Origin of the sequence: Actinomadura sp. KC216 (genome assembly GCF_004348535.1) — a bacterium.
In the GTDB taxonomy this organism is placed as follows: domain Bacteria; phylum Actinomycetota; class Actinomycetes; order Streptosporangiales; family Streptosporangiaceae; genus Spirillospora.
Window position 1 is genome coordinate 1 of the sequence record NZ_SMJX01000209.1, and the last position, 14,739, is coordinate 14,739.

Consider the following 14,739-nt stretch of genomic DNA (forward strand, 5'->3'; position numbering starts at 1 on the left):
GGGCGTAGGGGCGCATGGTGGCGAACATCTGGCCGATGAAGCCCTCCGGCGTCCAGTTGAGCAGGCCGACCGTGCCACCCGGACGGCAGACGCGGAGCAGTTCGTCCGCAGCGGCCTGGTGGTGCGGGGCGAACATGATGCCCACGCAGGACAGGACGACGTCGAACTCGCCGTCGCCGAACGGGAGCGCCTCGGCGTCGGCCTCGCGCCATTCCAGGTGCGCGTCGCGGCGCGCCGCCTCCTTGCGTCCGGCTTCCAGCAGCTCGGGTGTCAGGTCGCTCGCGACGACGTTCGCGCCGGTCAGCGCGGCGTTGACCGCGGCGTTGCCGGAGCCGGCGGCGATGTCGAGCACGCGGTCCCCCGGTTTCACCCCGGACGCCTGGACGATCACCCGGCCGAGTTCCGGGATGACGTCGGCGGCCAGCGCCGGATAGTCGCCGAGCGCCCACGTCCTGCGGTGGCCTGCCTTGACCATGTCGTTCATTTCCCCCATGACGGCTCCCCTCGTGTTCGTGGTGGCGACGGTACGGAGCGGCCTGGCGCGTCTCCAGTACAGGATCTGTACCGGAGCGCGGCGGAGGCGTAACCTGCGGCGATGGGGGCCTCCTATTACCAGTTCTGCCCCGTCGCCAAGGCGATGGAACTGCTCGACGAACGCTGGACGCTGCTGATCGTCCGTGAGCTGATGTCCGGGAGCGAGCGGTTCAACGAGGTGCGGCGCGGCGTGCCGCGCATGTCGCCCACGCTGCTGTCGAAACGGCTGGGCCAGCTTGTGCGGGCGGGCATCGTCACCAAGGGCGCGGGCGGCGACAGGTACGTCCTGACCCCGGCCGGTGAGGAGCTGCGGCCGGTGGTCGAGGCGCTCGCCGTCTGGGGCATCCGGTGGATCGGGGAGCTGGGAGATCACGACCTCGACCCGAAGCTGCTCCTGTGGGACATGCGGCGCAACATCGATCATGCCGCCGTGCCCGATGGGCGGACGGTCGTCCTGTTCGGCTTCCCGGACGTTCCCGTGCGCGAGCGCCATTGGTGGCTCGTGCTCGAACCCGGCGGGGCGGACGTCTGCGACGTCGATCCCGGCTTCGAGGTGTCCGTGACGGTCACCGGCGACCTGCGGGCAATGGTCCGGATCTGGCGCGGCGACCTGCGCTGGGAGCACGCGCTGCGGTCGGGAGAGGTGACGGTGCGGGGGCCCGAGCCGCTCCGCCGGGCGGTGCCCGGGTGGTTCGTCCTGCCGCCGTTCGCGTCGGCGCCCCGGCCCGCATAGCGCCCGTGGCCGGATCGTGACAGTAGGTGAACGGCTCCCTCATGCGGGCCGTCCCACTCACGCCCTCCGCCGTGGACTGACCGGTCGACGACGGGAGCCTCATGTATTCACAGCCTCCACCACCACGCCCGCGGCACCGTGTTCCCGCGGTCGGGATCGTGGCGATCGCCGGTGCGTGTCTGCTGTTCGGGTGCGTCGCGGGTGCCGGGATCGCCGGGTCGGAGACCGCCAAGCCCGCGGCGGCGCCGTCTTCGGTCGCGCCTACGGTGACCGTCACCGAGACGGCGACCGTGCGGCCCGTCGAGGCGTCGCCGAGCGAGCCGGTCGCCACGCCGACTCCGCGGCGGACGCAGAAGGCCAAGACGACGCCACGGCCGAAGCCGCGGAAGACGGCTCGGCCGGTGCCTCGGACGGATCCTCGGTTCCCGACGTGCACGGCGGCCAAGGCGGCCGGTTATGGGCACTATCGCGTGGGCGAGCCGGAGTACGAGTGGTACGAGGACCGGGACGGGGACGGCGTGGTGTGCGAATGAGCTACTTGGCCAGGACGTCCGTCCACAGGTTGCAGACGTCGGTCAGGGAGTAGGCGTTCCGGACCTGGGTTCGGGCCAGTTCGGCTTCGGTTTTCCAGCGGCCCTCCGCGACCGTGGCCGCTATCGAGGCGGCCATGGCGGACGGGGTCTCGTGAATCCAGCGGTCGTTGTAGATGGTTTCTGCGCCGGGCCACGGGAGCAGGGCCGGTATCGCGCCGGACGCCATTCCTTCGGCAGGGGCCAGGTGGAAGCTTTCGTCGTCGCTTGTCGAGAGGACGAAGCCGATGCGGCGTAGCCAGGACGCCACGTCGCGGCCGTAGGAATCGAAGACCACGCCGCCGGAGAGGATTTTGGAGCGGCGGATTCGGCGGAACAGCTTTTCGTAGTGCTCGCGTTCGTCGTCCTTCTGCCAGATCCACCAGTACTCCCAGGGGAGCTTGGATTTGACGAAGAGGGTGAAGCGCGGGTCGTCGCGGCGGAGCTGTTCCAGGACGTCCACGGCCAGGTCCAGGCGCTTGCGGGACGGCGCTATGCCGATCATGCCGAGGTGGTGTTCGGCGCCCTGGAGTTTGGGCCGGTCGAGCTGGTCGACGTCCACCCAGTTGGGGACGGTGACGACCTTCTCCGCGGGCCAGCCGGTGATCTCGCGGGTGAGGTCGTTGTAGTGGGGGCTGACGCAGATGACCTCGTCGACGGCGCCGATGTTCAGTCTTTTGGGCCACGCGGCGTACAGCTCGAAGCGGTGGAGGCGGACGACGAGGCGCTGGCCCGGACGTTTCCGGTCGGCGTACCAGAGGGCGTTGGGGCCGCACCATTCGCAGATGATGACGTCCGCCCAGTCGACGAGGTCCTGGCTGCGCTTCTCGTCGTGGGCCTTCAGCGCCGACCAGTGGTCGACGCGGATTTCCATGTCCGGGCGGGAACGCAGGTAGTCGAGAAGGCGGGTGAAGAATTTCAGGTCGTGGCTCGCCACACCTACGCGGAGGCGCCGTTCTTTGACGGCCAGGACCTTTTCGGACGGCTCCGGAAACGCCTGGGCCAGGTAGGTGCGGAGGCGGTCGGCGGCGGCGTCCAGCGTGTAGTCGGCGGCGGCCGTGCGGCAGCGGTCGACGGCGAGGGTGAAGACGTCGGGGTTCTTGCCGATGAGGGTCAGCGCGTCGAGGACGTCGTCCTCGGTGGCGGCGAAGAGCGGGTAGTCGGCGCCGAGGAGGCGTTCGTGCATGGGGGTGCGGTTCAGGACCACCGGGACGCCCAGCGTGCCGCATTCCAGCACCTTCGTGGACAGTTCGAGGCTCGCGTCCATCTCCGGGTGGCGCCAGGAAAGGCCCACGTCACAGGCGGCGGTCAACCGCATCGCCTCTGCGCGAGGGTGGCCGCCGTGCCAGACGACGCCCTCGCCCGACTCCAGCGCGGTCCGCATCCGGGTCGCGAACGCGGGGTCGGCCGGGTCGTCGTGGATCTTGTCGCCGACCATGTGGAGCTCGGCGTCCACGCCCCGGATCGCGAGCAGGCGCGGCAGCGAGGTCATCTCGTAGGTGTTCCAGCGCGGCGCGAACTTGCCGGTGTAGACGAGGCGGAGCGCGCGGCGGTCCGGAGCCCCGGGCGGGCGGGGCTCCAGGCCGTCCGGGAGGACGACGACGGGCGGGAACAGCACGCTCTTGCCGGCCGCGGCGGGCACGGCGCTTTCCAGGAAGCCGCGCAGCTCCTCGGTCTGGCAGAGCAGGAGGCGGGAGGCGTCCGCGATCCGGCGCAGCTCCGCCTTCGCCGCCGTGTCGAACGCGGCGGCGGACTGCGGGACGTCGGTCAGGTACGTCCAGAGGCGTCCGGCCAGGGAGCCGCTGGAGAGCTTGGCGGCGAGGCGGCGGCCGCGCACGATCACGAGGTCGTGCGGGTTCTCGGCGTCGACGCGGTCGAGGACGGCGGCCGCGTCCCTCGCGGACATGCCGCGGGACCCGTCGAACAGGCCCTCGTCGTGCGGGCTGCGGACGGTGACGGCGGGCAGGTCGCGGAGCGGGTCGACGAGGCGTCCGGTCCGGACGGGGGCCTTGAGGACCAGGGTCACCTCGCAGCCGGCGCGGGCGAGGGCCTGGACCATGCCCTGGGCCCAGATCGCCGAGCCGTCGATCATGTTCAGATCGACGTCGCCGTAGACGAGGGCGCGTGGTCGCACACTGGTTCCTTTCAACGCGCCGGCTCCATGAGTTCGGTGAGCCGGCTGGGAGCGGTCGCCGGGTCGGGAAGTTCGGCGTCCCAGGTCAGGCAGGCGAGGGTGGCGGGCGGCGCTGCGCCGTACAGGACGAGCGGCAGCGCGCGTGCGGCGGCGATCCGGCGGAGCTCGTGCAGCGCGAGATCGCGGTCGTACATGCCGGGGACGCCCAGGTAGGCCCAGGGGCCGCCGGGTTCGCCCGCGGTCGCGTCCACGACGACCGCGTCGACGTCGGCCGAGCGGAGGACGGTCGCGGCGTCGTGCGGGTACAGCGGGACGACCTTGGCGTGCTCGCTCAGCCGTTCCGCCGTTCCCGGCCCGAACACTCCGGCGATGATCATGGTGTCGCAGGGGCCCGCGACCAGCAGCCGGTCCTCGGGACGGTCGACGCGCTCGGGCTGGGCGCCGCCGCCCGCGGACGTCCCGGACGCCGGTACCGGGCTGTGCCGCCTGCGCCAGAGCCGGTACAGGTCCTTGGGGAGCCGCCTGCCGCTCTTGGGGTTCCGCGCGGCGCTCGCGACGAGCCGCCCGAACTGCACGGCCGTGGAGCTCTCCAGCGTGGCGAGCCGCTTCTCCAGCTCGGCGAGCCGCGCCTCGCGCTCCCGCAGCGTGGATTTCAGCCGTCCTAGCTGCTCGTACGCCTTGGCGGCCTTCTCGTCGTCAGTCACCCAGATACTCCATGATCACTTCTGCGATGCGGGGGCCCGCCGCGCCGTCCCACAGGGGCGGGCGCCGGTCGCCGCCCTGCCCGCCCGTCTCCAGGATCTTGCGGACCCCGGGCACCAGCTCCTCGAACGTCACCAGGCGGTTCGTGCCGTGGGTGATCGTGATCGGCCGCTCGGTGTTGGGACGGACGGTCAGGCACGGCACGCCGAGGATCGTCGTCTCCTCCTGGAGGCCGCCCGAGTCCGTGACGACCGCCGCAGCGCCCCGCACGGCCGCGATGAAGTCGATGTAGCCCAGCGGTTCCAGGACGTGCACGCCGTCGTGGTCCGCCAGCCCGGCGGCGAGGAGGTTCGCCCGGCCGCGCGGGTGGACGGGGATCACCAGGTCGGCGAGGTCGGCGATGCCGTGCAGGTGCCGGACGAGCGCCGCCGCCGTCTCGGGCGCGTCCACGTTCGCGGGCCGGTGCATGGTCGCCAGGACGTACCGTTCCGGCAGGTCGTGGTCGCGGCGGACGGCCTCGGTGTCGAAGGAGTCCAGGTTCGCCAGCAGCGTGTCGATCATCGGGTTGCCGACGAAGTGCGCCCGCTCCACCGGGACGCCCTCGTTCGCCAGGTGCCCGACCGCCTCCGGGCTCGTGACCAGGCACAGCGCGGAGAGCTGGTCGGTGAGGCGGCGGTTGACCTCCTCCGGCATGGACATGTCGAAGCTGCGCAGCCCGGCCTCCACATGCGCGACCGGGATGTGCAGCTTGGCCGCGACCAGTGCGGCGGCGATCGTCGAGTTCACGTCGCCGTACACGATGACGAGCGCGGGTGAACGGCTCGTGAACTCCTTCTCCAGCCCGATCATCAGGGCCGCGGTCTGCTCGGCGTGCCCGCCGGAGCCGACGCCGAGGTTGACGTCGGGCTCGGGCAGGCCCAGCTCGTCGAAGAAGATCTCCGACATCCGGGCGTCGTAGTGCTGGCCGGTGTGGACCACCGCCTGCTCGGCGCCCGCGGCCCGCAGCGCGCCGATCACGGGCGCGGCCTTGACGAAGTTCGGCCGCGCCCCGAGGACGTGCACGATCGGTCCCAACACAATTTCCCTTCTGTTCATCGGGGTTGCCTACGCTCGCCCGCCGTGCCCCTGAAAAAGCCCGTCTACCTGCTGGGACTCGCCTGGCGCCAGTTCCGTGACGATCCTGGCCGGGCGGCCAGGCTCGCCGTCCGGCTGCTCGCCAGGACGCCCGCCGGCGCCCGGCTGCGGCGTTCCCCGATCACCGTCCCGAAACCGCGGGACGTGCGGCGCGAGACGTCCGACCTGCGCCGCCTGCTCGACCATGCTCCCGCCTCCGCGCCCGCCCGCGCCCGGAAGCCGCCCGCCCGGCCGACGGTCCTGAAGTTCGTGACGAACGCGCTGCCGTGCACGAACGCCGGGTACACCGTCCGGACGCACCGGCTCGCGCTCGCCCAGCGGGAGATGGGGTTCGGCACGCACGTGGTGACGCGGCTCGGGTACCCGCTCAGCCAGGGCGTCGGCGACGCGCGGGCGCGGGTGGACGTCGACGGCGTCCCCTACCACCGGCTGCTGCCGTGGCTGCCGCCCGCCGACCCGGTGCGGGCCGTCGAGAAGGGCGCCGACCTGGCCGGACGGCTCGTCGAGGAGCTGCGTCCCGACGTCCTGCACGCGGTCAGCAACCATCTGAACGCGGCCGTCGCGCTGGAGACGGGCAGGCGGCACGGGCTGCCGGTCGTGTACGAGGTGCGCGGCTTCCTGGAGGACTCCTGGCTGTCGCGCGACCCGTCGCACAGCGAGTCCGACGACTTCTACCGGCTGACGCGCGAGCTGGAGACCCGCCGGATGTCCGAGGCGGACGCGGTCGTGACGCTCGGCGAGGCGATGCGGGCGGAGATCGCGTCCCGCGGCGTCCCCGCGGAGAAGGTCTTCACGGTCCCGAACGCGGTGGACGAGGCGTTCCTCGAACCGCTCCCCGACCCCGGCGGCCTGCGCGAGCGGCTCGGCATCGGCGGCGGCGCCACGGTCGTCGGGCTCACGTCGTCGTTCTACGGCTACGAGGGCATCGACACGCTGATCGACGCCGCCGCGCTGCTCCGCGACCGGGGCGCGCCCGTCACGCTGCTGCTGGTCGGCGACGGGCCCGAGCGCGGGGCGCTCGAACGGCGCGCGGCGGAGCACGGCGTTCATGCCGTGTTCACCGGCCGCGTGCCGATGGAATCCGTTCGCCGATACCACGCAATCCTCGATGTCTTCGCGGTTCCGCGCCGTGCGGACCGGGTCTGCCAGCTGGTGACGCCCCTGAAACCGATCGAGGCGATGGCAGGGGGAATCCCCGTCATTGCCAGTGATGTCAGGGCACTTCGCGAAATCGTGGAATCGGGGGTGACCGGCGAGTTAACAGTTCCGGAAGACCCGGAAGCATGGGCGAATTGCCTGGAAGACCTGGCTTACAGTCCCGAAAGAAGGCACAAAATAGGGCGAGCGGGCCGGGAATGGGTCCGTGCGGAACGCACCTGGCGGGCCGTCGCGGACGGATATCGGGCCGCATACGCCATCACATAGATGCTGAAGGGAGCCACCGGCGTGGATCTGGTGGTCATCGGACTCGGCTACGTGGGGCTGCCGCTCGTGCGGGAGGCCTGCCGGGCCGGCCTGCGGGTCGCCGGTCTCGACCGCGACGCGCGCGTGGTCGCCGGGCTCAAGGCCGGGCTGTCGCACATCGACGACGTCTCGCCCGCCGAGATCGAGGAGATGCTGGAGGCCGGGTTCGTCCCGAGCCTCCAGGAGGACGTCCTGGACGGCGCCCGCACCGTGGTCATCTGCGTGCCGACGCCGCTGTCGCCCGAGGGCGGCCCCGACCTCACCGCCGTGCGCGGCGCCGCCGACACGGTCTCCCGGCATCTGGAGCCGGGGATGCTCGTGGTGCTGGAGTCGACGACCTACCCGGGCACGACGGAGGAGGTCGTCCGGCCGATCCTGGAGACGTCCGGGCTGGCCGCGGGCGAGGAGTTCCATCTGGCGTTCTCGCCGGAGCGGATCGACCCGGGCAACCCGGTGTACGGGGTGCGCAACACGCCAAAGATCGTCGGCGGGCTGACCGCGGCGTGCGCGTCGGCGGCGGCGGCGTTCTACGGCAAGTTCGTCGAGCAGGTCGTGCAGGCCAAGGGCACCCGCGAGGCGGAGATGGCCAAGCTGCTGGAGAACACCTACCGGCACGTCAACATCGCGCTGGTCAACGAGATGGCGGTGTTCTGCAACGAGCTCGGCATCGACCTGTGGGACGCGATCGACTGCGCGGCCACCAAGCCGTTCGGGTTCCAGGCGTTCCGGCCCGGTCCCGGCGTCGGCGGGCACTGCATCCCGATCGACCCGAACTACCTGTCGTACAAGGTCCGCTCGCTGGGCTACCCGTTCCGGTTCGTGGAGCTGGCCCAGGAGATCAACGACCGGATGCCGCGCTACGTCGCCGAACGCGCGCAGCTGCTGCTCAACCGGGAGGGACGCGCGCTGAAGGGCGCGAAGGTCCTGCTCCTCGGCGTCACCTACAAGGCCGACATCGCCGACCAGCGCGAGTCGCCGGCCCGCCCGGTGGCGCGGCGGCTGGCTCGGCTCGGCGCGGACCTGTCGTTCCACGACCCGTTCGTGGAGTCCTGGGACGTCGACGGGACGGCCGTCCCGAACGCCGGGGAGGACCTGCGCGCGGCGCTGGAGGCGGCCGATCTGGCGATCGTGCTGGCCGACCACGCCGCCTACGACGCGGCGACGCTGACCCGGCACGCGCCGCTGCTGTTCGACACCCGCGGCCGGACCCGGAACGCCCCGGCCGACACCGTGGAGCTGCTCTGAGCGCGCCCGCCGTGGGACGTGGCGCGAGCACGCCCGCCGTGGGACATCGCGCGCGAACCGGCCTTAACACGCGGGACGGATTCGCCCGGCATCGTCCACGCCATGGACAGCGGGAATTCATCGGCAATTTCCATCGACGCCCAAGGATCGGCCGTAGGCCATGAATGTCCGGCGTCAGCGGAGTGGGTGAGAATGCGGGTCTGTGTTTGCACGGTCGTGCACCATCCCGAGGACGCGCGCATTCTGCACCGGCAGATACGCGCCCTCCTCGACGCCGGCCATGAAGTCACATATATCGCTCCATTTCGGGCATGTAATGCCACCCCGTGGCGGGAGATCAGCCCGGTCGACGTGCCGCGCGCCACCGGACGGCGCCGCATCCGGGCCCTGCGCGCCGCGCACCGGGCCCTCACCGAGCACGCCGCGTACGCCGACGTGATCCTGCTGCACGACCCCGAGCTGCTGGTGTCGCTCCCCCGCGAGGTGCGCGGCCGGACCGTGGTGTGGGACGTCCACGAGGACACCGCCGCCGCGCTCAGCGCCAAGGGCTGGGTGCCGCGACCGGCGCGTCCCGTGCTGCGGCCCGCCGTCCGGCACCTGGAGCGGCGCAGCGAGCGGCGGCACCGGCTGCTGCTCGCCGAGGACGGCTACCGCGCCCGGTTCAGCGCGGAGCATCCCGTCGTCCCCAACACCACCTACGTCTCCGACCAGCGGCCCCCGCCGCCGGACGGCCGCCGCGCCGTCTACGTCGGGCAGCTCTCCCGGGCGCGCGGCGCGCTCGACATGATCGAGATGGCCCGGCCGCTGGCCGCCGAGGGCGTGCTGGTCGAGCTGATCGGGGCGGCGGACGCCGACGTCCGCGACGCGCTGCGGGCCGCGCAGCGCGAGGGGATCCTGCGCTGGTACGGGTTCGTCCCGAACGACCGGGCGCTGCGCATCGCCGAGGGCGCGATGGCCGGGCTGGCGCTGCTGCACGACGAGCCGAACTACCGGCACTCGATGCCGACCAAGGTCGTGGAGTACATGGCCCGCGGCGTGCCGGTGATCACCACGCCGAACCCGCCGGCCGTCGACATCGTGGAGCCCGCGGCGTGCGGGCTGGTCGTCCCGTTCGGCGACCCGGAGTCGGCGGCGAAGGCCGTCCTGCGGCTGCGGGACGACCCCGATCTGCGCACCGCCCTCGGCGAGCGCGGCTACCGGACCGCCCGGGCGCGGTTCCACTGGCCCGTCCACGCGCAGCGGTTCGTCGCCCAGCTTGAGGCGTGGGCCGGGCGCTCGCCCGCGCAGGTCCCGGAACACGAACCCGAGCCGGAGACCGAACCGGGGCCGGAGCCGGGCCCGAAGCCCGTCCCCGAGTACTGAGCGCCCGCCGTCCCGCCCGCCGCCCTGCTCAGGACGGGTGATTCAGCCGGTACGCGATGGACCGGGCGAGCCGCGCCGCCGCGCCCGCCGGCCGTTCCGCCTCCACCACGACCACGTACCGGCGGACGCGCAACGCGATCATCCCCGCGGTCGGGCCGATCTCGTACGCCTCGTCGGCGCGGATGTCGCGCCGCCGCCGCGCCTGCGCCTGCGTGGCCTGCAGCGCGTCCAGCATCCGCGAGGCGGCGTGGTCGCTCCGGGCGACCCACCGGACGCTGACGCTGATGCTCCCCACCGCCGTGTCGGGGCCGGTCGTGCCCGCCGGGCCGGACGCGCTCGGCGTCGCGGACACCGGAGCCGTGGGAGAGGCCGACCCCGGCGGCCCGCTCGGCCCTGGCTCGGGCGGCTTTCTCCGCTTCCCCTCCGGATCCTTCGGCTCGTCCTCGCCCTCGTCCTTGCCCTCGCGCTCCTTCTTGGGCGGTTTGTACGTGCAGGACACCGCGCGCGGGAGTCGTATCGTTCCAGCGTTCGCCCGGACGGGTTCGGCGACGTGGCCCGCCATGTGCGCCGCCGCCAGGTCGGCCTTCTCCAGCAGGGAGCAGGCGTCGGGCCAGTCGCCCGCGGGGACGCCGTCGAGCTCCGCCGGTCCGGCGCCGGTGAGCCCGCCGCGGAGCGCGACCAGCCGCGCGGCGCCGTCCGGGCGCGGCGCGGCCTGCGGGACGGCCGCGTACAGCAGCCCGCCCGCCGCCGCCAGCCACGGCCGCGCGCCCGGCAGGTCGGTGTTCAGCGAGAACGGCGCAGGCGCGGTCGTGGTACGCCCGTCGCCCGGCTCGACGATGTCGACGCCGGCGGGCAGCAGCCGCTCCGACAGCCGGGGGCGCAGCGCGAACACGCGGCCGCCCGCCTGCGCGAGCGCCGCGTACGCGGGCACGTCCCGCTGCCAGTCGACCCTCCCGGACGGGACCCGCCGCGCCTCCATGCGGGTCACGCCGCGCTTCTCCCCCTCCGGGTGGTAGACGATCACGAGCCGCCCGGCCGCCAGCACGGCCTGGCACATCGCGTCGCCGCACACGCTGTCGCCCTTCCACTCGGCGATCGGCTCGCCGCGGTCGTCGAACGCGCGCAGCGCCGTGCCGTCGGACGCCAGCGTCACGCCGTCCAGCATCGACACCTCCGGCGACTCCGGGGAGCCGAGCGCCCGGTTCCAGCGGACGGAGCCGGTCGCCGGGTCGACCCCGAGGAGCCGGCTGTGCCGCTCGCCGCCCGCGCACTCCAGGGCCAGCGCCGCGAGGGACTCCCGCCCGTCGGACGGGCGCGCGCCGCCCTCGAACAGCCGGCAGCCGCGCGGCAGCGGCACCCGCCACACCTGGTTGCCCGACACCGCCGAGAGCCCGAACAGGGTGCGGCGGGGCTCGTCGGTGGCGAGCAGCACGTCCGAGCCGGCGGGCCAGCGCAGCGTCGTCCGGGACACCGCCGCCGGGCGCTCGCCCTCGCGCCGCCACAGCAGCCCGCCCGACAGCGCGTCGAACGCGACGAGCAGCCGGTCGGTGCGGTCGCCGTCACGCTGGAAGTGGGCGATCAGCCGGGACCGGGTGGAGGTCCAGCCGAGCAGCGTCCAGCCGGAGCGGCGGTAGCTCCAGCGGGGCGCGCCGGTGCGCGCGTCCCGGACGTCGAGACCGCGCCCGGACGCCGTCACGACCTGGCCCTGCGCGACCGCGTAGGCGACGCCGTCGTGCCCGGCGACCGACCCGGGGTGCGCGCTCGTCGTCTGCTCCCAGCTCACGGCGAGCGGGCCGGGCGGCGGCCCCGTCTCGCTCAGCGGCGCGACGGGCTCGGCGGTCACGGTGTGCCGGACCTGCCACCATTCGGCGCCCAGCACGAACCGGTCGACGAGGACGGCGCACAGCGCGATGGCCACCGCGCCGGAGACCAGGCCGAGAGCGACGCGGACACCGCCCACGGACTCCGGCCTTCCACCGGGCCGCTGCCGGCTCGCGACCACGACCGCGCCGCCTCCCCTCCGCGTACTGTGCCTGAAGGACGACACCCACCATGCCCTGAACCGGGCGTCGGCGCGACAGATCGGAGCGGAACGTGAAGGTCTTCACCCATTGGCGAACTTGGGACGAGGCCGGAACCGCCCTCTCCGGAACCGGGATCGACGTGGACGCCCTCGCCAAGGCCGCCGCCGCCGCGCGGCGCTGGCACGGCGACCAGCTCCGCCCGACCGGCGACCCGTACGTCGAGCATCTGCTGGAGGCCCTGGAAATACTGGTCAGCGGGCCCGGGGTGACGGACCTCGACGTCCTGTCCGCCGCGCTGCTGCACGACGTGGTCGAGGACACCCCGGCCACCCTCACCGACATCGAGGCCGAATTCGGCCCGGTGGTGACGGAGCTGGTCGACTGGGTCACCAAACCGCCGGCCACCGGCACGGGCCGCCAGGCGAAGCGCGCCGCGCGGGCCGCCTACCTGCGCCGTCTCGGCGAGGCGCCGCGCGAGGCGGTGCTGGTGAAGCTCGCCGACCGCGCGAGCAACGTCCAGACCCTCGACCGGATGCCGCCCGATTTCCAGCGCCGGTACTACGCCGAGACCGTCACCTACATCGTCCCGCTGGCCGAGCCCGAGCCCTGGTTCAGGGACTGGTTCGCGTCCTGGCGCCGCCATTTCGCCCACCTGATGTGACCACACGGTCATAGAGTGGGAGAATCCCGCGCATGGAACGGGAATGGGTCGTCGAGGAAAGTGTGGTCGTCGAGGCGGACGCCCGGACCGTGTACGCGGCGGTCGCCGATCCGCGCCGGATGCGCGAGTGGAGCCCGGAGCTGTTCGCCACCTGGATCCGCGGCCGGAAGATCGCGCCCGGCACGAAGTTCGTCGGCTTCAACCGGATCGGCCGGCGCGTGTGGTTCACCACCTGCGAGGTGACGGTCGCGGTGCCTGGCGAGGCGTTCGCGTTCCGCGTGTCGACCTTCGGGATGCCGGTCGCCATCTGGGGCTACCGCATCGAGGACATCGCCGGCGACCCGGACGCGCCCCGCACGCGCCTCACCGAGTACTGGGAGGACCTGCGGCGCGGCGGCCGGAGCGCCGCGGTCACCTCGCTGCTCGGCAAGGTCTTCACCGGCGTCCCCGCCGAGCGGCGCGCCGCGGTGAACCGCGAGAGCATGCGCGCCACGCTCGCACGGATCGCGAAGGCCGCCGAGATCGGACGGCGATGAACACCGAATAGGCTGTTTCCTTCGGCCCTTCCGGGCGCCGGGGGACGTCCCCGGAGTGACATACGTGCGAGGAGCAGCCTGCATGTCGTCCCAGGTCCAGGGACTCTCGACCGGTTCCGGCGGCACGGTGAAGGATCAGGAGATCGCCGCCGAGCAGCGCTATGTCGACGTCGCCTACGCGCGGCTGGAGGAGATGCGCGCGGACGCCCAAGCCATGATCCGCGAGGGCTACCGGCAGTCGCTCGCGGGCACCAAGGGCTCGCTGGTGGACCGGGACGCGATGGTCCACCAGGCGGCGCTGCGCGCCCAGGCGCTCGACATCGCCGACGACGGCCTGGTCTTCGGCCGCCTCGACCTCGCCCCCACCGAGCAGACCCCGGGCGAGGTCCGGTACGTCGGCCGCGTCGGCGTCCGGACCAGCGAGCACGACTCCCTCGTGATCGACTGGCGGGCGCCCGCCGCGGAAGACTTCTACCGCGCCACCCCGGAGGACCCGCGCGGCGTCGTCCGGCGGCGCGTGCTGCACTCGCGCGGGCACACGGTCGTCGACCTGGAGGACGACCTCCTCGACCCGGACGCGGCCGACGGCATGACGGTCGTCGGCGACGGCGCGTTCCTCGCCTCGCTGGCCCGCACCCGCGAGGGCGCGATGCGCGACATCGTCGCGACGATCCAGCGCGAGCAGGACGAGGTGATCCGCGCGCCCGCCGACGGGACGGTCCTCGTCCGCGGCGCCCCCGGCACCGGCAAGACGGCGGTCGCGCTGCACCGCGTCGCGTACCTGCTGTTCCGGCACCGGCGCCGGTTCGGGTCCCGCGGCGTGCTGGTCATCGGGCCGAACCGCCGGTTCACCGCCTACATCGAGCGGGTGCTGCCGTCGCTCGGCGAGGGCTCGGCGACGCTGCGCTCGCTCGGCGACCTGGTGGACGGCGTGACCGCGACCGTCCACGACACGCCTCGCCTCGCCCGGCTCAAGGGCGCGGAGGAGATGGCGGGCCTGCTGCGCCGCGCCGTGACCGACCACGCGCCCGGCGCCCCGGACGAGCTGCGCGTGGTGTTCAAGGGCGTCGTCGTGCGGCTCGACCGGGCCCGGCTCGACCGGATCAGGAACGAGGTCCACCGGCGCAGCCGCGGCAGCGTCAACGCCGCCCGGGGCCGCGCCGCCGAACTCCTCCTCGACGCCCTCTGGGAACGTTTCACCGACGTCGGCGGCCAGGAGGCGGCCGAGTCGGCGGAGAGCGCCGAGGCGGGGCTGTGGAACGCGATCCTCGCCGCGGACGGCCTCGCCGAGCTCGACGAACCCCTCGACCAGGGGCGCGGCAACGGGCGCGCGAACGGGGGCGCGAACGGCGACCCGAAGCGCGCCCAGTTCGAGACGCGCGTCCGCGAGCAGCGCGCGTTCACCGACTTCCTCGTCGCCTGGTGGCCGCTGCGCCGCCCGCTGGACGTGCTGCGCTCGCTCGGCGACCCGTCCCGGCTGCGCCGCGCCGCCGGACGCGACCTCGACCGCGCCGACCTCGACGCGCTCGCCGCGTCCTGGAAGGGACCTGCCTCCTCGAAAAGCGACGACGCGCCGCTCAGCTACCAGGACGTCGCGCTGCTGGACGAGATCGACGCGCTGCTCGGCTCGCCGCCCCGCCC

At 73.2% G+C, this 14,739-nt stretch carries 12 protein-coding genes and 1 pseudogene; 8 read left to right on the forward strand and 5 right to left on the reverse strand.

All coding sequences use genetic code 11. From position 1 onward, the window contains the following. Positions 1–493: methyltransferase domain-containing protein (locus E1264_RS29005; RefSeq protein ID WP_132178632.1), on the reverse strand; the 493-nt coding region annotated here is incomplete at its 3' end. A gap of 102 nt (positions 494–595) precedes the next feature. Here E1264_RS29005 and E1264_RS29010 point away from each other — a divergent pair. Together E1264_RS29010 and E1264_RS29015 are read left to right on the forward strand one after the other, a co-directional pair. After that, complete coding sequence (locus E1264_RS29010) at positions 596–1,267, forward strand: helix-turn-helix domain-containing protein (RefSeq protein WP_132178633.1); 672 nt, start codon at positions 596–598, stop codon at positions 1,265–1,267. A gap of 101 nt (positions 1,268–1,368) precedes the next feature. After that, positions 1,369–1,800 carry an excalibur calcium-binding domain-containing protein gene (locus tag E1264_RS29015; RefSeq protein WP_132178634.1) on the forward strand — a complete coding sequence of 144 codons (432 nt, stop codon included), beginning with the start codon at positions 1,369–1,371 and terminating at the stop codon, positions 1,798–1,800. Position 1,801: 1 nt separating this feature from the next. Here the strand turns inward: E1264_RS29015 and E1264_RS29020 are convergent, their stop codons facing one another. Genes E1264_RS29020 through wecB form a run of 3 tightly spaced genes read right to left on the reverse strand, consistent with a single transcriptional unit; the run spans position 1,802 to position 5,737 of the window. Continuing rightward, positions 1,802–3,928: a glycosyltransferase gene (locus E1264_RS29020; RefSeq protein WP_132178643.1), complete on the reverse strand. Its 2,127-nt coding sequence runs from the start codon at positions 3,926–3,928 to the stop codon at positions 1,802–1,804. A 53-nt stretch (positions 3,929–3,981) separates the two neighbouring features. Continuing rightward, the gene (locus E1264_RS29025) at positions 3,982–4,674 is read right to left on the reverse strand and encodes a hypothetical protein (RefSeq protein WP_243711230.1); all 693 of its coding nucleotides are present in this window, start codon (positions 4,672–4,674) and stop codon (positions 3,982–3,984) included. Next, complete coding sequence (gene wecB / locus E1264_RS29030; protein WP_243711232.1) at positions 4,667–5,737, reverse strand: UDP-N-acetylglucosamine 2-epimerase (non-hydrolyzing); 1,071 nt, start codon at positions 5,735–5,737, stop codon at positions 4,667–4,669. Before wecB ends, E1264_RS29025 begins: the two co-directional genes overlap by 8 nt. A 54-nt stretch (positions 5,738–5,791) precedes the next feature. Between wecB and E1264_RS29035 the strand changes: the two genes are divergently transcribed. The 3 genes from E1264_RS29035 to E1264_RS29045 all read left to right on the forward strand — a co-directional run bounded on the left by E1264_RS29035 (position 5,792) and on the right by E1264_RS29045 (position 9,877). Further along, entirely contained in the window at positions 5,792–7,231 is a 1,440-nt protein-coding gene (locus tag E1264_RS29035) for a glycosyltransferase family 4 protein (protein WP_243711231.1), read from the forward strand. Then, positions 7,232–8,515 carry a nucleotide sugar dehydrogenase gene (locus tag E1264_RS29040; protein WP_132178638.1) on the forward strand — a complete coding sequence of 428 codons (1,284 nt, stop codon included), beginning with the start codon at positions 7,232–7,234 and terminating at the stop codon, positions 8,513–8,515. Positions 8,516–8,707: 192 nt separating this feature from the next. Further along, positions 8,708–9,877 (forward strand): glycosyltransferase family 4 protein, encoded by a 1,170-nt coding sequence (locus E1264_RS29045; RefSeq protein WP_132178639.1) that lies wholly within the window; start codon positions 8,708–8,710, stop codon positions 9,875–9,877. Positions 9,878–9,905: 28 nt separating this feature from the next. Here the strand turns inward: E1264_RS29045 and E1264_RS29050 are convergent, their stop codons facing one another. Further along, on the reverse strand, positions 9,906–11,837 hold the full coding sequence (locus E1264_RS29050) for a PQQ-binding-like beta-propeller repeat protein (protein ID WP_132178640.1): 1,932 nt from the start codon (positions 11,835–11,837) through the stop codon (positions 9,906–9,908). A 134-nt stretch (positions 11,838–11,971) separates the two neighbouring features. Here E1264_RS29050 and E1264_RS29055 point away from each other — a divergent pair, with 134 nt between their 5' ends. The 3 genes and pseudogenes from E1264_RS29055 to E1264_RS29065 form a co-directional block, all read left to right on the forward strand. Then, positions 11,972–12,562 (forward strand): HD domain-containing protein, encoded by a 591-nt coding sequence (locus E1264_RS29055; RefSeq protein ID WP_132178641.1) that lies wholly within the window; start codon positions 11,972–11,974, stop codon positions 12,560–12,562. A gap of 32 nt (positions 12,563–12,594) precedes the next feature. After that, positions 12,595–13,098: an SRPBCC family protein gene (locus E1264_RS29060; protein ID WP_132178642.1), complete on the forward strand. Its 504-nt coding sequence runs from the start codon at positions 12,595–12,597 to the stop codon at positions 13,096–13,098. An 82-nt stretch (positions 13,099–13,180) separates the two neighbouring features. After that, positions 13,181–14,739, forward strand: a pseudogene (locus E1264_RS29065) (AAA family ATPase); the annotation flags it as partial.

Coding starts and splice junctions, on each gene's coding strand:
- E1264_RS29045 (WP_132178639.1), top strand. CDS start 8,708: ATGCGGGTCTGTGTTTGCACGGTCGTGCACCATCCCGAGGACGCGCGC.
- E1264_RS29015 (WP_132178634.1), top strand. CDS start 1,369: ATGTATTCACAGCCTCCACCACCACGCCCGCGGCACCGTGTTCCCGCG.
- E1264_RS29060 (WP_132178642.1), top strand. CDS start 12,595: ATGGAACGGGAATGGGTCGTCGAGGAAAGTGTGGTCGTCGAGGCGGAC.
- E1264_RS29020 (WP_132178643.1), bottom strand. CDS start 3,928: ATGATCGACGGCTCGGCGATCTGGGCCCAGGGCATGGTCCAGGCCCTC.
- E1264_RS29010 (WP_132178633.1), top strand. CDS start 596: ATGGGGGCCTCCTATTACCAGTTCTGCCCCGTCGCCAAGGCGATGGAA.
- E1264_RS29040 (WP_132178638.1), top strand. CDS start 7,232: ATGCTGAAGGGAGCCACCGGCGTGGATCTGGTGGTCATCGGACTCGGC.